We start from the raw sequence: 17678 nt of genomic DNA, 5'->3' as shown, positions 1-17678 counted from the left end.
GTCAGCCCTTGACGGCGCCCTCGCCGACCCCGCGGAAGAAGTACCGCTGCAGGCAGGCGAACAGGGCGATGAGCGGGGCCACGGCGATGACGGTGCCGGCGGCGACGAGGCGTTCGTCGTTGGCGAAGGTGCCGTGCAGGTAGTTGAGGCCGATGGTGAGGGTGAACCTGTCGGGATCGCTGAGCACGATGAGCGGCCACAGGAAGTCGTCCCAGGCGCCCATGAAGGCGAAGATCGCGACGACGGCGAGGGTGCCCTTCACCGACGGCAGCGCGACGCGCAGGAACCGTTGCCAGGCGCTGGCGCCGTCGACGTAGGCGGCCTCCTCGATCTCGTACGGCAGGTTGCGGAAGGCGTTGCGCATGAGCAGCACGTTCATCGCGCCGATCGAGCCGGGCAGGACGACCCCGATGAGGGTGTTGTTCAGGCCGAGTTCCCGCATGGTCGTGAACTGGGCGATGATGATGCCCTCCACGGGCACGAGCATCGCCAGCACGAAGACGAGGGTGGCCACCCGGCGGCCGCGGTAGCGCAGCCGGGCGAGGGCGTACCCGGCGAGCGCCGAGCCGGCGCAGTTGGTCACGACACTGGCGCTCGCGACCTTCAGTGAGTTCAGGGCGTAGTCCCAGACGGGGATGGTGTGGGCGACCCGCTCGTAGTTGTGCAGGGTGGGACGGCCGGGCAGGAACTTCGGCGGCGAGCTGAAGATGTCCTCGGTGGGTCCCTTGAGGGATGTGGAGAGCTGCCACAGGAACGGGCCGACGGTGAGGGCGAGGACGGCGAGCAGCAGCACGTAGCGCAGGATCAGCTCGACCGGGCGGACGCGGCGGCCGTGTTCGTCGGTGACCCGGGGCTCCCGGGCGGCGGCCGGGGCGGCCGGACGCACGGTCCGTGTCTTCTCCAGGACGCTCATGACTCCTCCCTCCGGTCGGCGCGCAGCACGAGCAGCATCAGTGCGACGGTGACGGCGAACACGACGACGGAGAGGGCGGAGGCGTAGCCGACGCGGCCGGTCAGTCCGGTGCCGGTGCGCTGCACGAGCATGACGAGGGTGGTGTCCTCGCCGGCCGGGCCGCCGCTCGGGCCCGCCATCAGGTACACCTCGGAGAACACCTTGAAGGCGGCGACCGAGGAGAGTGCGGCGACCAGCACCATGGTGGAGCGCACGGCGGGCACGGTGACCGTGAGGAACCGGCGGACGGGGCCGGCGCCGTCCACGGCGGCGGCCTCGTGCAGCTCGCGCGGTACGTTCGCCAGCGCCGCCAGGTAGATGATCATGTAGTAGCCGAGGCCCTTCCACACCGTCACGGCCATGGCGCTCAGCAGGATCAGCCACTGGTCGCTGAGGAAGCCGACCCGCCCGATCCCCACGGTCTCCAGCAGCGAGTTGACCAGTCCGCGTTCGTCCAGCAGCCACACCCAGATCAGTCCGACGACCACGATGGAGGCGACGACCGGGGTGTAGAAGGCGGACCGGAAGAAGGTGATGCCGGGGATGTTCTTCTGCACCAGCAGCGCGAGCAGCAGCGGCAGGATCACCAGGGCCGGGACGACTCCGACGATGTACAGCGTGCTGTTGCGCAGACCGGTCCAGAACATGTCGTCGTGGAGCAGCTCGCGGAAGTTGGCGAGTCCGACGAAACGGCCCGGGATCAGGGTGCGGCGGTCGGTGAAGGAGTTCACCACGGTCGACACGAACGGGTAGAGCACGAAGGCGCCGGTGATCAGCAGTCCGGGTGCGGCGAACAGCCAGGGGCTGGTGGGCAGTTGCCGCCGCACCCGGGTCGGGGCGGTGGGAGTGGCCATGCGGGGTCAGCCCTGCTGCTTCAGGAGCTGGTCGCAGGCCCTGACAGCGTTGTCGAGAGCCGTCTTGGGGCTCTCCTTGCCCTGCAGGGCCTTGGCGACCTCGTTGCGCAGCGCGGTCTTCATCTGCTCGCTGAACAGCACCGGCGTGTAGTTGACGGCGCTCTTCAGGGACTTGGCGGCGGCGATGCGCACGCGCGTCTCGTCGGTGCCGTCCTCCTTGGTGAAGTACGGGTCGTCGAGGGAGCCGGCGGTGCTCGGGAAGATGGCGACCTTCTTGGCGAAGGACATCTGGTTGCGGGCGTCGGTGACGAAGTGCGCGAAGGCGACCGCGGCAGGGGTGTGCTTGGTGCGGGAGTTGACCATCACGCCCATCACGTACATGTTGACGTGCCCGGTGCTGGTGATCTGGTCGGTGATCCCGATGTTCTTGTACAGGTTGGGCGCCTGCTTCTTGAAGTTGCCGAGGTCGAGGGCGCTGCCGGGGTTCATGGCGACGGCCTCGGTGAGGAACTTCTTCCCGGAGGACTCCGGGGTGGCGGTCAGCGCCTGCGGATCGAGCGCCTTGGCGTCGTACAACTGCTTGTACTTGGTGAGGAGTTGTATCCCCTTGGCGTCGTTGAAGGCGAACCCGGTCCCCTCCTTGTCCATCAGCGGTACGCCGTACCGCCCGAAGTCCTCGATGGTGGGCACGTTGGCGAGCGTGGCCACCTTGCCGTCGGTCTTCTTCGCCATCTGCAGCGCGTCGGCGAAGAGTTCGTCGTACGTCCTGGGCGGCTTTCCGGCGTCGAGTCCGGCCTTCTCGAACAGGGACCTGTTGTAGAAGAGCGGCCCGGTGTTCAGGTACCACGGGAAGGCGTACGTGCCGCTCATTCCCGGTACCTGGTGGCCGGCCCAGGCCCCGCCCAGGTACTCGGACTTGTACTTGGCGGCGGCCTTGTCGAGGTCGAGGGCGAGGCCCGCCTTCGCGAGCGGCGCGACCAGGTCCGGGGAGACGTTGACGACGTCGGGCAGGGTGCCGCCGGCCGCGTCGGCGCTGATCTTGTCGGGGTAGCCCTCGGCGGGCTGGTCGATCCACTTCACACGGGTGCCGGGGTGCTTCTTCTCGAAGTCCGCGATCAGGCCCTCGAAGTAGTCCTTGAAGTTGGCGCGGAGGTTCCAGGTCTGGAAGGTGATGTCGCCCTCGACCTTGCCGGAGGCGTCGGTCGAGCCGCCGTCGTCCCCGCCCGAGCCGCAGGCGCTCAGCGGCAGGACGAGGGCGATGGCAGCGGCGGCGAAGGTTCTGCGGGAGATGCGCACGGCGGCTGGGCTCCTTTGCAGTGGGATGTGGCCGAAGGTGCCGGGCCAGACTGTGCCCACCGGTTCAGGGACGCGTCAATGGATTCGACCCAGCTAAAGTCATTAGTGACTCAAAACCCCTGTTCAGAGCGGCGCTTGCCGCCTATTGCCGTCGATCACTAATGCGCTTTAGGTTAAGTGCGCTCAAGCGCATTAGTAGTTGGCCTGGACTGGACCGTACGGAAGGGGGCCGGGGTTGCCGGAGAAGCGATCACCCGCGCGCCGGCCGACGATGAAGGACATCGCGCGCCGCGCCGGGGTCTCCGAAAGCGCGGTCTCCTTCGCCCTCAACGGCCGGCCCGGAGTCTCCGAGACCACACGCGCCCGGGTGCGCGGGGTCGCCGAGCAGCTGGGCTGGCGCCCGAGCACGGCGGCCCGCGCCCTCTCCGGCGAGGGCGTGGCCACGGTCGGCTTCGTGCTGGCCCGCCCCGCGGACACGCTGGGCGTCGACTCCTTCTTCCTGCAACTCGTCTCCGGCATCCAGGAAGTGCTCGCCGGGCGCCACCTGGGTCTGCTCTTCCAGGTGGCCCGGGACGTGGCCGACGAGTGCGCGGTCTACCGGCGCTGGTGGGCCGAGCACCGGGTGGACGGCGTCCTGGTGGTCGACCCACGCGCCGAGGACCCGCGGCCGGACCTGCTGGACGAGCTGGGCCTGCCCGCCGTGGTCATCGGCGGCGCACCCGACGTACGCCACCCGGGCCTGTCCACGGTCTGGGCGGACGACGCCGGCGCGATGGCCTCGGTGGTCGACGAGTTGACGTCTCTGGGCCACCGCCGCATCGTCCACATCGCGGGGCTCCCCGATCTGGCCCACACCCGGCGCCGCGTCGCCACGCTGCGCGCGGAGGCGGAGCGCCGCGGCCTCACCGGAGTCCGCTCGGTCACCACCGACTACTCCGACACGGAGGGCGACGCCGTGACCCGCCGCGTCCTCGGCGGCTCCGCTCCCCCGACCGCGCTGATCTACGACAACGACGTGATGGCCGTGGCAGGTCTCGCCGCCGCGGCCGAACTGGGCTTCCGGGTCCCGCAGGACGTCTCGCTCGTCTCCTGGGAGGACTCGGCACTGTGCCGCATGGTCACACCACGGCTGTCGGCCCTGTCCCGCGACAGCGCCGAGTTCGGCCGCACGGCGGCCGTCGAGCTGATGGCGCTGCTGGACGGGGAGGCGGCCCGGGCGGTGGGCGTGCCGACGCCGCGTCTGACGGTCCGGGGCAGCACGGCGGCCGCCGCTCGTTACGATGGGCCGTCCGTCTGAAGTCCGTCACGGGGGAAGGACATGGGTGTGGATGAGGGCGCGGAGACCGAGACGGTGATCCCGGTCGAGATCGACGGCCAGACGGTCCTGTTGTCCGTCGCCCCGGGCGCCCGTCGGCCGGGCCCCGACCTGGGTGAGGAACAGGAGATCGGCTGGCGCCGACCCCGTCTCGAACCGGTGCTCGACGGCCTCACGGCGGTCGCCCGCGCCATGGGCACCCGCCTCCAGCAGACCGGGGCGTCGAGGGCGACGGTCGAGTTCGGCTGCGACGTCTCCTTCGACACCGGTCAGTTCCTGGCCGTCGTGGGCAGGGCGTCGTCCAGGTCCACCTGGAAGGTGACCCTGGAGTGGACGGCGCCGGAGGCCCCGGGGGCATAGGCGTGCACGGCTGGAAGGGGCTGCTGGAGGCGGCGACCGTCGCACTGGATCTGCCGGAGGCGGGCTCCGGCGGAACCGGCTTCGTGATCGCCCCGGGCGTGGTGGTGACGTGCGCACATGTCGTGGCCGGGCCCGGTGCCGTGCGTGGGCGTATCGGCGCGGGCCCCGACGTGACGCTCACGGTGTCGGACGACGAGCGGTACCGGGAGGCGAACGGCCTGGACATCGCGTTCCTGCGCTTCACGGCGGAGGCGTCCTCGGCACCGTGCGCCCTGACCTCTCCTCACGTCGAGCTCGGCGACCGTATGTGGGCCTACGGCCATCCCAAGGGCGATTACCGCGCGGGCCAGTGGGCCGGCCTCGAATACCAGGGCGACTCGCGGCTCGCCTTCGACGGCGCGATGCCGATGCCCCGCGGCTACGGCACACCGGTCGGCGAGGGCTTCAGCGGCAGTCCGGTGGTGAACGAGCGCACGGGCGCGGTGTGCGGGATGCTGGCGCGTTCCAACAAGGCGGGCAGCGCACATCTGGTCCCGATCTCCGAGGTCCTGGCCCGCTGCGCGGTTCCGGAGGCGCCGGTCGCCTGGCTGGGGACGCTCACGGACGAACAGCTGCGCGAGGGCGGGTTCAGGTATCCGGGCGCGCTGTTGCGCGACTATCTGGAGGCGGCGCGGGAAGCCGCCGACGAGCATCCCTACGCCGCGCTGCTCACCGATTCCGGCGACATCCCGCTGTCCACGGTCTACGTCCGTCAGGAGGCCTCGCACGCCGATGACCCGGCCGACGAGGGCCATGGCCGCCGACCGGCGGGCCGTTACGCGCCGGCCGCCGAGCGCGTGCTCGCCGAGCACCGCCATGTGCTGTTCACCGGGGGTGCCGGCAGCGGCAAGTCGAGCCTGCTGCGCCGTCTGGTGTGCACCGTGGCCTCCGCATGGCTCGGGGACCCCGGCCGGGCACCCTCGTACATCCCCGTGCTGGTCGCCGCCGACCAGCTGCTGGACCGCCCGCTGCCCGAGGCGCTGGCCGCCGCGCTGGCGCGGGATCTGCCGGGTCTGCGCCGCTCGCCGTCCCCGGAACTCTTCGAGAACGGGCCGGTACCGACGACCGACTGGCTCCTGTGCGTCGACGGGCTCGACGAAGTGCTGGACCCCGGGGACCGCGGCAGGGTCATCCGGCTGATCCAGCGGTGGTCGCGCGAGCCGTATCTGCGCTTCGTAGTGGCCAGCCGGTCACTGGTGACGGCGGAGATGAACCGGCTGGAGGAGCTTGAGCGTTACGCCCTGCTCGAATTCGACGACGACGAGGTCGAGCAGCTCGCCAGGGCGTGGTTCGAGGCGCTCGACATCGAGGACGCGGCGCTGCGGGCGGGCGCGCTGGCCGGCGACCTGCGCCGCGGACGGCTCGCCGAGGTGGCACGCAATCCGCTGTATCTGACCATGATCTGCGCGGTCGCCGCCGTGCGTGACCTGCCGCGCAACCCAGCAGGGCTCTACGCGAGGTTCATCGGCATCCTCCGGGAGAAGGGCGCCCAGCGGCTCGGCCGGAGCGACCCGGCCGTCCACGGCATCACGCCCCTCCTGCTGGAGCGGGTGTACGACGTCCTGCATCCCGTGGCGGAGCTGCGGCAGCGCGGGGACACCCGCTCGCTGCTCGACCAGGTCGTCGAACTGCTCGCCGATCACGACCCGCACGGTGCTCCGGCACGGGAGACCGTGCTGCGCGCGCTCACGTTCACCGGCCTGGTGCGGCAGCGCGGCGAGGACCTCTACTTCCTCCACCACACCGTCCAGGAGTACCTGGCCGGCCACGCCCTGGCCGACCGGTTCGGTCCGAAGGACCCGCAGGCCCTGCGGACGGTGCGGGAGGCGATCGCGGCGGAGCGTCCCAACCAGGTGCTGTTCATGGCCGCCCGCTGGCACGAACAGGGCATGCCGATGGGAGAGTTCCTGCGCGCGGTCGTGGACGGGGGCGGCTGGCGCGACCTGTTGCTGTGCGCCACGATCCTCAGCGACGAGCTCGTCACGGACGAGGAGCTGACGGTGCGGTTCACCCGCGCCGTGCTCAAGCTGTACGACGCCGGCGACGTCACCGTGGGCGACCTCGACGTGGGCACGGTGCTGGACCGGTTGTACGCCGTGCTCGAACCCGCGGGACTGGTCGACGTCATCGGCGATCCCACCGTCCCGCACTGGGCGCGCTCCGTGGCGCTGAGGCACTACGTACGGCGCGGCGCCGAACAGGCCGCGGTCCTCGCCTCCCGACTCGCCGACGACCGGGATCTGCCGGCCGACCTGCGGGTCGTGGCGGCCTCGTACCTCGCGCGGGCGGGCGATCCCGACGCCGCCTGCCGTCGTCTGACGGCTCTGGCCGCGGATCCAGACCATGTGCCGGAGACGCGTCAGGAGGCCGCCGTCGCGCTCCTCGCGCTGGACGAGGCCGCGGGCACCGACGCGCTCGCCCTGCTCCTGCGCACCGCGGACCACCCCGAGCCGTGCGTCGAGAACCTGCTGCGGCTGCTCCCCGACGACCTGCCGACCAAGACGTGCGCGGCGCTCACCGACGCCCTGGCCGGCCATGCCGTGCAGGCCGAGGACCCGCACACGATCCGCTATCTGAGCGGCGTTCTGCTGGTGCCCTCGCGGCCGGAACTCCTCGAGGAACTGTGCGCGGACCCCACCGTGCCGCTGTATCTGCGGCACCGGGCCACCCAGTACCTCGGCGAACACGGAGGACACGTGGACGCGGCGACGATGGCTCTGCTGTGCGGGCAGGTCGCCGACAGCGCGCGGTCGCCCGAGGACGCGGTCGCCGTGGCGGTGGAGGGGCTCCACGACGTGACCCTCGTCGAGCGCGTGGCACGCGACGAGCGGCTGAGCCAGTACACGCGGCTGCGAGCCGTCGGACGACTGATCCGGCTCGACCGGCCGGCCGTCGCGGCCGATTGCCTCGACGCTCTCCCGGCGGACCGCTGGTACCTGCCGCAGGTGTCCGAACTCCTGCGTGAACTCGGGGAGTCGGTCAGGGCCCGGCAGATGCTGGCCGACGCCTTCGAGGATCCGCGCAACTCCGTCGCCGACCGTCTCGGACACGTGTCCCCGCTCATCGGCCTGGGCGCCACCGAGGTGCTGCGTACGACCCTGCTGCGCATGGCCGAGGACATCGGTGTCGGAGCGGCGGACCGGCTCGAAGCGGTGGAGGCCCTGGAGGACGTCGACCCGGCCGTCACCGCCGGCCTGCTCCGCGAGATCGCGGCGGACGACGCCGTGCCGGGACGAGTGCGCCGCGACGCGGCGGCCCGGCTGCTCAAGACCGGTGAGCGGGCGGCCGCCTCGGCTCTGCTCCGCCGCATCGCCGAGGACCCGCGCGTCGGCATGCTCGACCGCGTCAAGGCCCTCGACCACCTGGCCGACGTCGACCTGCGATCCGCCGCCGAGACCCTCCACCGCGTGCTCGACGAGGCAGGCCTGCCCGACGAGCACCTGTGGCGGCTCCTCCTCCTGGCCGACGCCATCACGCCGGACGTGACACTGCGCAGGCGCATGGACGCGTTGATCGACGACGAGACGGTGCCCACCGAGTCCCTCCTCGACATCACGGCCGACTCCCTGCTGCACGTCGCCGTCGTCGTTCCCCGCCTCCGGGGGGCACTGACCCGGATCGCGGAGGATCCCGCGGCCGAGCCGTCGGCACGGGCCCGGGCCGCCGTCGCGCTGTTCGGACTGGTTCCGTATCCGCGCTGGAAGGGCCTCATGGCCGCGGTCGGCCAGGACCCCATGCACAGCCTGAACCTCCACCTGTCCCTGGGCGGGTACGCCTACTCCTCCTACAACCCGACGGTGTGGCAGACCCTCGCGTTCGCCCAGGGCGAGGAGGGTGCGATCGTCCCGGTGGGCGCGCTGGCCGGCGTCGATCCCCATGAGGCCGCGGCGCGCTGGGCCGAGTCCGTCGAGCGGCGACACCCGGAAGCGGTCACCCGGCTGGGCCATCTGTGGCTTCTGGTGCATGAGGAGGGCGACTCGGACCGGGTGCGGGACCAGCTTCTGTCGTGGGTGCGGGACACCGAGGCTCCCGTCGCCGAGCGGATCGCGGCGTTGGTGACCGTCGGCGGGGGGAACCTCGACAAGCCCTGCCGCACCCTCGCCGCCGAGGACACCACTCCGCCCCAACTCCGTGTCGCCATCTGCGAGCACCTCCCGGCGAGCGGCGCCCTCAACCGCATTCCCGTCGCCCGCGCCCTGGCCGCGGACCCGGCCTGCCCGGTCGACGTCCGCGCGCGGGCCGCCGCTCTGCTCGCCGAGGACCTGGGCGAGGAGGGCCGTGCCGTCCTGCGGTCGCTCTCCGGCCCCGGCACGACGGACCCCGAGGCCCATCTCGGCGTGGCTGCCGCCTGGGAGAGGCTGGACGTCGGGTGCGAGGCGGAGGCCGCCTACCGCCGGGTCGTGGAGGACGGACAAGCACTCGCCCGCCACCGTGTCATGGCGGCGGGCGGGCTCATGAAGTGGCGTTCGGCACGCAACCGGGCGAGGCAGGTCCTGCGTTCGGTGCTCGCCGACCGGGACGCGCCCGTCACGGTGCGGATCGAGGCGGCCGAGACGCTGATCGCGGCTCATGAGCCCGCCGACGCGCACGTGGAGCTGCTGCGGCTGGCGCTCGGCCAGGAACCGTCTCCGGAGGAACGGTCGCGCGTCGCGGGCCTGCTGCCCGCCGACCTCCGGGCGTATGTCGAACGCACGCCGGGATGACCGGGCGGCCGCTTCCGCGACCGGCACCACTCATGGCCCCTCGACGCGGCGCGCGGGACCGTGCACAGTTCTCTTGCGTACCGACGAGTACGCTCCCGCGCACCACACCGTCCCCTCCCGAGGAGCACCTGTGACCAGCTGGGCCGGCCGGACCGCCGCAGAGATCGCCGCCGCCGTACGCGAGAAGGAGGTCACGCCGCGGGAGGTGGTGGCGGAGCACCTCGCACGGATCGAGCGGCTCGACCCCCGGGTCGGGGCGTTCCGTGCGGTCCGGGCCGAGGCGGCGCTCGCGGAGGCGGACGAGGTGGGCGCCCGTGCCGATCTGGGCGAACTCCCGCTCGCCGGGGTGCCGGTGGCGGTGAAGGACAACCTGGCGGTGCGCGGCGAGTCGCAGCGCAACGGCTCGGCCGCCACCCCGGACACCCCGGCCGCCGAGGACCATGTGACGGTGGCCCGGCTACGGGCGGCCGGTGCGGTGGTCGTGGGTCTGACGAACGTGCCCGAACTGTGTGTCTTCGGCACCACGGAGGGCGTGCACGGCACCGCCCGGAACCCCTGGGACACCTCGCGCACGGCGGGCGGTTCGTCCGGGGGCAGCGCGGCGGCGGTGGCGGCCGGCCTGGTGCCGCTCGCGCTCGGCAACGACGGCATGGGCTCGCTGCGCATCCCGGCGGCCAACTGCGGGCTGGTCACACTGAAGCCGGGGCACGGGGTGGTGCCGGCGGGGATCGGCAACGGCGACTGGTTCGGCATGGCGGAGAACGGTCCGCTGGCGACGACGGTCGAGGATCTGCGGCTGATGCTGGCGGTGCTCGCGGAAACCGGGTTCACGCCCCCGAAGGAGCAGAGCCCGCTCCGTATCGCCGTCGCCCTGCGCAGCCCGCTGGCCGGTGTGAGCGTGAGCAAGCCGTATACGATCGCGGTGCGGCAGGCGGCCGGGATCCTCGCCGCGGCGGGGCACCGGGTCCGGCGGGCCGAGCCGCCCTACCCCCTCTCCCTGGGCGTCACCTCGCTCCAGCACTGGACGGCCGGTACGGCGGTGGACGCCGAGGGCCTCGACCTGGCACGGCTGGTCCGGCGGACCCGGGTGCACGCGGGTGTGGGCCGCCGCTTCGTCCACTCGGTCCGCACCGGTGACCGGCGTGAACGCCTCCGCGCCCGGCTGACCCCCTTCTTCGCCGAGCACGACGTCCTGCTCACCCCGGCGCTCGCCCGCCGCTCCCCCGAGGCCGGCCCCTGGCACGAGCGGGGCTGGCTGCGCAACATCCTGGCGAACACGGCCTATTCACCCTTCACGCCGCCGTGGAACCTGACGGGCTGGCCGGCGATGTCGGTCCCCTTCGGCATGCTGCCCTCCGGCGCCCCCTGCGCCGTACAACTGGCGGGCCGCCCGGGCACGGAGGAGCACCTGCTGGCCCTCGCGGAGCAACTGGAGAGCCGCCACCCGTGGCAGCGGACGGCGCCCCTGGCGGATCAGCGGTAGCGGACCTCACGCCCGTCACGCAGATCCCGGAGGACGACGACGCCCGTCCCGGGCGGTCGCAGTAGGGGCCGTGCAGGTCCGGAGGGGCGAGGTCAGTGGTGTTCGTCGTTCCGGGTGCGAGGTACGCCGGGTCGAGCGCGAAGCGGACCCGGGTCCCCGCCCCGACGGGCGGCTCGAAGCGCCGGGGCTCCGCGATCGGGCGGAGTCCGGCGAGTTCCTGCCGCAGGCCGTGCCCGCCCCGCCACACTTCGACGAGGTCCGCGCGCTCAAGGGCGGCCGCGGCGGCACTGAGCCGGCGCTCGGGGCCCAGCAGCGCTCCGTGATACCCGAGCCGCGGCCGGTCCGCGCCACCGTTCAGGGCGTCGGGCAGATCGTCCGTCACGGTGAAGACGAGGTCCGAGTGGATCTCCGCCGTGATCCGCAGCGTGTGGTCCGGGGCGAGTCGCGCCGCCGGATGGAGACCGTGCGCCAGAACACGGCACAGTACGCGGGTGGCCAGGTCGGGGTGATCGCCGGGGACCAGGAACTACATCCCCGGGGTGCGGCGTACGTGCTCGTCGAACTCGACGACCTCGATGGCGGCGGCGCTGTACTCCTCCGGCGTCACGAGCGTCTTCTCCCTAGTCGAGCGCCATGTACATGATGTGCAGGCCGACCCTGCCGTGCCGGGGGTGGTCGTAGGCTCTCGGGACCGTGCCGAGGATCGTGAAGCCGAGGGACTTCCAGAGGGCGACCGCGGGGTTCGTCTCCACCACGGCGTTGAAGACCATCGCGTGGTAGCCGTGGGCCCTGGCCTCGGTCAGGACGTGTTCTGCGAGGGCGCGGCCGATGCCCTGGCCGGTGCGGTCGGGGTCGACCATGAAGCCCGCGTTGGCGACGCCGGCGGCGGGGCCGCCGTAGTTCGCGGTGAGGTAGGCCGACCCGCACACCGCCCCGGTGGGGTCCTCGGCCACGTAGACGCGCTTGGCGGGGCCCATCCACAGGGCGCGGGCCGCTTCCTCGGAGGTGTCGGGGTCCCAGGCGTAGGTTTCGGCCGCGGCGACGATGCGGTGCCAGAAAGGCCAGATCCACGGCCAGTCCTCGGCCACGGCTTCCCTGATCGGCATGGGCGTGAGTCTTTCACGCCCATGCGTGCGGCGATCGCGACGGGTCCGGCGCCGGCGTCAGTCGACGCTGGGCAGGATGTGGGGTTCGGCGAGGTCGTCCTCGTAACCCGCGAGGCGGATCGGGGCGGACCGGGCCCACACGTCGAGGCTGCCGAGTTCTCCGGGCCGGCGGCCCCCGCGCTCCGTGCGTTCCTTGGGGCGCTGTTCGCGATTCGTCTTCTCCGGTGTCACCGCGCACTCCTTATGTGTCGGGCTCACCCTCGGGGCCTACCGGACAGCCTGCGCTCCGGCACTCGTCGCCCGCTCGGGTCTGGATGGAAGGCCAGTTCGGACGCGGTGGCGCCGGTACCTCGTGTCAGAGCAGGCCGTTCGGCTCGCCCCGGGACGGACGGTGGGTGTGGGTGGGACCCCGTACTGCTGTCCGTCCCCTCCAGATTAACCAAATGAGCGGACGTCCGCTCGATAGGGAGTGCAAACAAGGTGTAACTATCGGAAGTCATTTGACCCCCCAATGCCCCTCAATATGAGGCTATTTGCAATAAAGCGCATCACCTGCACGCGGGACGAATCACCCACTCGGCCTACATGGCCGAACACATCTTCGATTTACCCGGAGTGCCTCCGTACGGGCGCGGCGCAGTTCAGTTCCCGTTGGCCGGGCCGCAAGCTGGGCATGATCTGGTGTCGTGCGGCAACGGCTGTCTCGCGGAAGGACTGACGCATGGAGCTGCGCAGCGTCGAGGAGCTGATGGATCTGCTGTACGCCGGCCGGCACCAGCACGCGCTGCGGACCGCCGCGCTGCTGCGCCGCAGCCGCCCCGCGGACAAGGAGCTCCAGGTGGCGGGGCTGGTCCGGGGCATCGGGCCGGTGCTGTGCCCGGGTGACGAGGCGGGACGGGCCCGCAGCGCGGCCGAGGCGGTGCGCCCGCTGCTCGGCGAGCGGGTCTTCCGGCTGGTGAGCGGGGACTGCCACCCCGCCGACGACGATCTTCACCGACTTCACCAGGCCACCGAGGAAGGGCGCGCCACGGGCTTCGACGCCGGGGTGCTGGAGGACTGGCGCACCGTCCTCGAACTGGTCGCGACCCGCAACTCGCGCCTGGGCGCCGTCGACTGAGGACCGCGGCGGGTGCACACCCCTGTCGTCCGACGGTCCGTCATGAGACGGTACGCCGATGACGCCGTCGTACGGACTCGGGGGCAGGGCCGCCGTCGTCACCGGTGGGACGCGCGGCATCGGGCGTGCCGTCGCCGGGGCGCTCGCCGCGGCCGGGGCGCTGGTGTGCGTGACCGCGCGGGACGCGGGCGAGGTGCGGCGCACGGCCGCCGAGCTGGGCGGGATCGGGCTGGCCGGGAGCGTGGCCGATCCGGGGCATGCCGAGGAGCTGACGGATCTGGTGCTGCGCGAGTTCGGGCGGCTGGACGTCCTGGTCAACAACGCGGCGACCAACCGGCCGTACGGACCGCTCATGGAGGCCGGTGCCCAGGCCTGGCGGGAGGCGTTCGCGGTCAACGTCGAGGCCCCGCTGCGGCTGGTGCAGTGCGCCTGGCGGGGCTGGATGCGCGAGCACGGCGGGTCCGTCGTCAACGTGTGCACGGAGGGTGCCGTGCACGTGGGACCCCAGGTGGGCGCGTACGGCACCACGAAGGCGGCGCTGCTGCATCTCACCCGGCAGCTCGCGGGCGAACTCGCGCCCCGGGTGCGGGTCAACTCCGTCTCCCCCGGACTCGTCCGTACCGAGATGGCGCGGTTCGTGTGGGAGCCGGGCGAGGCGGAGGTGGCCGCGGGGCTGCCGCTCGGGCGGATCGGCGAGCCGGAGGACGTGGCACGGGCCGTGGTGTGGCTCGCCTCGGACGCGGCGGAGTGGGTGACCGGCGCCGATCTGCTGGTGGACGGCGGGACGCGGGTGCGGGCCGCCTCCGGGGCCGGTGCCTACGCCGTGCACGAGCGGTTGCGCCGGGTGCCCGAGGTCTAGGCGGTGACGCGGGCGGCCCCCGAAGGGCCTGGCAGGCCCCTGCGGGCCTGTTGGGTGGAGTTCAACCACGAAGAACGCGTCACCTGCGCACCGGACACTTCGGCACGAGCGGAACGGTAGGTCACCGGCGGCCCGGCGGGCCACCGGTTTTCCCCCGTGGGCTCACCACCTGCCCGGCGCGTAGTCCTTCAGGAAGACGCCGTACAGGTCGTCGCCCGCCTCGCCACGCACGATCGGGTCGTAGACACGGGCCGCTCCGTCGACCAGGTCGAGCGGGGCGTGGAAGCCGGCATCTGCCATGCGCAGCTTGTCGTAGTGGGGACGCTCGTCGGTGATCCAGCCGGTGTCGACCGAGGTCATGAGGATGCCGTCGGTCTGGAACATCTCCTCGGCACTGGTACGCGTCACCATGTTCATCGCGGCCTTGGCGGCATTGGTGTTCGGGTGGCCCGCGCCCTTGTAGCCGCGTCCGAAGACGCCTTCCATGGCCGAGACGTTCACGACGTACGCCCGCCCGCTCGTCGCCTTCCTGGCGGCTTCGGCCATGGCCGGACGGAGCTTGCTGATCAGGATGAACGGCGCCGTGTAGTTGCACAGCTGCGTCTCGAGGAGCTCCACCGGGGAGATCTGCTCGATCGTCTGCACCCAGGTGTTGGTCTCGACGACGTCGGGGAGCAGACCGCCCGCGTCGATGGCGGTGCCGTCGAGGTGCCGGGCGACGCTGGCGTTGCCCGCGACCAGCGCGAGGTCGGCGACCCTCTGCGCGTCCAGGCCACTGGTGCCGACGGGCAGCGCGGCCGCCCCGCCGAGCTCACCGACCGCACCGGAGTTGAAGGCGCCGAGGACGTGGTGGGCGGGGAGCTCCCCGGCGGGCAGCGGCGCGCTCTCGCCCTCGACCAGGGCGGCATAGGCGGAGGGCAGGCGGCGTACGGTCTGGGTGGCGTTGTTGATCAGGATGTCCAGCGGGCCCGCCTCGGCGACCTGGTCGGCCAGTGCGACGGCCTGGCCCGGGTCACGCAGGTCGATGCCGACGACCTCAAGACGGTGCATCCAGTCCGCCGAGTCGTCCATCGCCTTGAAGCGGCGGATGGCGTCCTTGGGGAACCGCGTGGTGACGGTGGTGTGGGCGCCGTCGCGCAGCAGGCGCAGGGCGATGTACATGCCGATCTTGGCGCGGCCGCCGGTGAGCAGGGCCCGCTTGCCGGTGAGGTCGGCGCCGGCGTCCCGCTTGGTGCGGTTCAGGTCGGCACAGTCCGGACAGAGCTGGTGGTAGAAGTAGTCGACTTCCACGAACCGCGTCTTGCAGGTGTAACAGGAACGCGGGCGCTGGAGTATGCCCGCGATCCGGCCCGACTCGACCTTGGAGGAGGGCAGGATGCCCTCGGTCTCGTCGTCGATGCGCTCGGCGGAGCCGGTCGCGGTGGCCTCGGTGACCGCGCGGTCGTGCGCGGTCTTGGCGGCCCGGCGTTCCTGGCGGCGGCGCTGCTTGACCGTGCGGTAGATGTGCGAGGTCGCCCGGCGCACCTTGATCGCGTCCGGGTGGTCGACCTCGAGCCGGTCCAGCTCCTCGAGCACGCTCAGGCAGACGGCCAGGCGCTCCGGGTCGATACCGGGCCCGTAGACCATCTCGTCCATGGCCGCGGAATCCGCGGACACCGCTTCCATGGACGCCGCGCCGTCCTCTGTCACCGTCATCGCGCTGCCGTTTCCCTGATCACCCGCGCAGCGCTCCGACTCGCGCCCGCTTTCGAACGGCGAATTTTACGGAGTGGCACCCCCTACGGCCAAACCCACCGAATCAGCACCGCCCCCACACCCACCCAGACACGACCCCGCCCCCGCGGACCCCGGCACCCGCCGACCGCGGCCGACGACTCCCCCGCCCCACCACGCACCCACCGACCGCGCGGCCGGCGACCTCCCACCCACCACGCACCGGTCGGCCGCCGACGGCGAGTCCGCCCCATGGGGGCCACCCGCAGCCGGCGACGAGAGCCGCACGGGTGGTGCGGGTGGGAAGCACGGGCCCGGCAGGCCGGGACCGGCGTTCAGGCGCCGCAGACGGCGTCGCAGACCAGGCGTCGCAGACGGACAGCAGCGTCTGGAGGCACACCCCCTACGGCCGACCCCACCGTGGCTGCCGCAGGCCCGGAAGCACGGGCCCGGCCGGAGGCCGGGACCGGCTTTCAGACGTCGCAGACGGACAGCAGCGTCTCCATCTCCTCCGACACCGCCCGGGCGAACACGTCGAGGTCCGGCACGGCCTTCGCGTCGGCGACCAGCCCGTAGTGCACACGCCCGCGATACGTGGAGATCGCGATCGCGAGCGCCTGCCCCGGCGCGAGCGGGGCCAGCGGATACACCTCGCTCAGCTCGTGACCGCCGAGCCGGAGGCCGAGGCCGGGCAGCGGCACGCTGGTGACCAGGATGTCGAACCAGAGCCGGGCGGCCTGGCCGACCAGCGGGCCGCCGAGCCGGTGGCCGAGGGCCGGCACATGGTCGGCGAGCAGGGCGACGGCACCGGCGCCCCGGTTGGGCCCCGCGTCCTTGTTGCGGACCATCGCGGTGCGCACGGTGTCGAGACGGCCGAGCGGATCGGGGTCGTCGACCGGAAGCCGTATCAGGTACCCCGAGAGCCGGTTGCCCTGTGGGTGGGCGGTGCGCGGCCGGCGCCGGGAGACGGGGATGAGGGCACGGGGCGCGACACCCTCACTGCCGTCGCCGCGTTCGTCCAGCCAGCGGCGCAGGGCGCCGGCGACGACGGCGATCAGGACGTCGTTGACGGTGCCGCCGGCGCTCTTGCGCACCCGGTGCACGTCGTCGATGTCGACGACGACCCCGGCCGTACGGCGGGTGCCGCTGGGCGCGGAGGTCAGCGCGGACGAGGGGCGCATGCCGAAGGTGGACCGGGCCAGGGAGGCGCCGATGTCGAGGGCCCGGCCCACGTCCGACAGCGCGCCCTTGACCAGCTCGGGAACGAGCCCGGGCAGCCGGCGCACGTCGGACAGCAGGCTGCGCGGCGGCTCGATGGCGCGCGGGCCGCGCTCGGGCAGGTCGACCGGGTCCAGGACGCCCGCGGCGAGCTTGAGCGCGCGCAGCCCGTCGGCGAGGGCGTGGTGGAACTTGAACAGCACGGCGAAGGAGACACCGTTCTCGCCGGGCAGCACGTGCGCCTCCCAGGGCGGCCGGCCGCGCTCCAGCGGACGCTCCATCAGGCGGCCCGCGACGGCGTGGAAGTCGGCGGTCGGGGCGTGCAGCCGTACGTGGTCGAGCGGGTCGAAGTCCGGGGCGGTCTCGCGGGTGGCGCCGCCGAAGGAGAGCGGCTGCCAGCTGTCCCGGATGCGCATGCGCAGACCGGGCACGGCGGCGGCACGCGCGGCGAGCAGGTCGGCGGCGTGGGCGCCCGCGGTGGGCGAGTGCGTGGCGAAGACACCGAGCGCGCCCAGGTGCATCGGGTGTCGTTCGGACTCCATGTTCCAGAAGGCCAGATCGAGGGGAGCGAGCAGGTCGGAAGTCAAGGGGTTGCCTCGCGTCGACGAAGGGTGGATCTGCAGTCAATCTCCGGCAGCCGATTACGGTCAAGTACGATCAGGC

At 72.3% G+C, this 17678-nt stretch carries 14 protein-coding genes; 7 read left to right on the top strand and 7 right to left on the bottom strand.

Going from position 1 to position 17678, the window contains the following annotated elements; genetic code table 11:
- Position 1: 1 nt before the first annotated feature.
- Genes AC07CM_RS39140 through AC07CM_RS39130 form a run of 3 tightly spaced genes read right to left on the bottom strand, consistent with a single transcriptional unit; the run spans position 2 to position 3102 of the window.
- Positions 2-913 carry a carbohydrate ABC transporter permease gene (locus tag AC07CM_RS39140; protein ID WP_478881290.1) on the bottom strand — a complete coding sequence of 304 codons (912 nt, stop codon included), beginning with the start codon at positions 911-913 and terminating at the stop codon, positions 2-4.
- Positions 910-1806: a carbohydrate ABC transporter permease gene (locus tag AC07CM_RS39135; RefSeq protein WP_478881289.1), complete on the bottom strand. Its 897-nt coding sequence runs from the start codon at positions 1804-1806 to the stop codon at positions 910-912. Before AC07CM_RS39135 ends, AC07CM_RS39140 begins: the two co-directional genes overlap by 4 nt.
- Before the next feature lie 6 nt (positions 1807-1812).
- Entirely contained in the window at positions 1813-3102 is a 1290-nt protein-coding gene (locus AC07CM_RS39130) for an ABC transporter substrate-binding protein (protein ID WP_478881288.1), read from the bottom strand.
- 235 nt (positions 3103-3337) lie between these two features.
- Between AC07CM_RS39130 and AC07CM_RS39125 the strand changes: the two genes are divergently transcribed.
- From AC07CM_RS39125 to AC07CM_RS39105, 5 genes are all read left to right on the top strand, one after another.
- Entirely contained in the window at positions 3338-4399 is a 1062-nt protein-coding gene (locus tag AC07CM_RS39125) for a LacI family DNA-binding transcriptional regulator (RefSeq protein ID WP_478881287.1), read from the top strand.
- A 21-nt stretch (positions 4400-4420) separates the two neighbouring features.
- Positions 4421-4777: a CU044_2847 family protein gene (locus AC07CM_RS39120; protein ID WP_478881286.1), complete on the top strand. Its 357-nt coding sequence runs from the start codon at positions 4421-4423 to the stop codon at positions 4775-4777.
- Complete coding sequence (locus AC07CM_RS39115) at positions 4747-9519, top strand: trypsin-like peptidase domain-containing protein (RefSeq protein ID WP_478881285.1); 4773 nt, start codon at positions 4747-4749, stop codon at positions 9517-9519. The genes AC07CM_RS39120 and AC07CM_RS39115 overlap by 31 nt, the downstream gene beginning before the upstream one ends.
- 130 nt (positions 9520-9649) lie before the next feature.
- The gene (locus tag AC07CM_RS39110; protein ID WP_478881284.1) at positions 9650-11002 is read left to right on the top strand and encodes an amidase; all 1353 of its coding nucleotides are present in this window, start codon (positions 9650-9652) and stop codon (positions 11000-11002) included.
- Positions 11003-11072: 70 nt separating this feature from the next.
- Positions 11073-11645: a hypothetical protein gene (locus AC07CM_RS39105; RefSeq protein ID WP_478881283.1), complete on the top strand. Its 573-nt coding sequence runs from the start codon at positions 11073-11075 to the stop codon at positions 11643-11645.
- Here the strand turns inward: AC07CM_RS39105 and AC07CM_RS39100 are convergent.
- Together AC07CM_RS39100 and AC07CM_RS39095 are read right to left on the bottom strand one after the other, a co-directional pair.
- The gene (locus tag AC07CM_RS39100) at positions 11623-12108 is read right to left on the bottom strand and encodes an N-acetyltransferase family protein (RefSeq protein WP_478881282.1); all 486 of its coding nucleotides are present in this window, start codon (positions 12106-12108) and stop codon (positions 11623-11625) included. The two genes, AC07CM_RS39105 and AC07CM_RS39100, sit on opposite strands and share 23 nt — an antisense overlap.
- Before the next feature lie 57 nt (positions 12109-12165).
- Positions 12166-12339, bottom strand: a complete 174-nt coding sequence (locus AC07CM_RS39095) for a hypothetical protein (RefSeq protein ID WP_133918774.1) — start codon at positions 12337-12339, stop codon at positions 12166-12168.
- Between the two features lie 490 nt (positions 12340-12829).
- Here AC07CM_RS39095 and AC07CM_RS39090 point away from each other — a divergent pair, with 490 nt between their 5' ends.
- A complete protein-coding gene (locus AC07CM_RS39090; protein ID WP_478881281.1) occupies positions 12830-13225 on the top strand; it encodes a hypothetical protein in 396 nt (131 codons plus the stop codon).
- Between the two features lie 58 nt (positions 13226-13283).
- Positions 13284-14084, top strand: a complete 801-nt coding sequence (locus AC07CM_RS39085; protein WP_478881280.1) for an SDR family oxidoreductase — start codon at positions 13284-13286, stop codon at positions 14082-14084.
- Between the two features lie 162 nt (positions 14085-14246).
- Here the strand turns inward: AC07CM_RS39085 and AC07CM_RS39080 are convergent, their stop codons facing one another.
- Both AC07CM_RS39080 and AC07CM_RS39075 read right to left on the bottom strand, forming a co-directional pair.
- Positions 14247-15779 carry an SDR family NAD(P)-dependent oxidoreductase gene (locus tag AC07CM_RS39080; RefSeq protein ID WP_478881279.1) on the bottom strand — a complete coding sequence of 511 codons (1533 nt, stop codon included), beginning with the start codon at positions 15777-15779 and terminating at the stop codon, positions 14247-14249.
- A 491-nt stretch (positions 15780-16270) separates the two neighbouring features.
- On the bottom strand, positions 16271-17602 hold the full coding sequence (locus tag AC07CM_RS39075) for a wax ester/triacylglycerol synthase family O-acyltransferase (protein ID WP_478881278.1): 1332 nt from the start codon (positions 17600-17602) through the stop codon (positions 16271-16273).
- Between the last annotated feature and the right edge of the window lie 76 nt (positions 17603-17678).

This window comes from Streptomyces sp. NPDC044061 (genome assembly GCF_056434305.1).
This window is presented reverse-complemented; position numbering and strand designations above follow the sequence as displayed.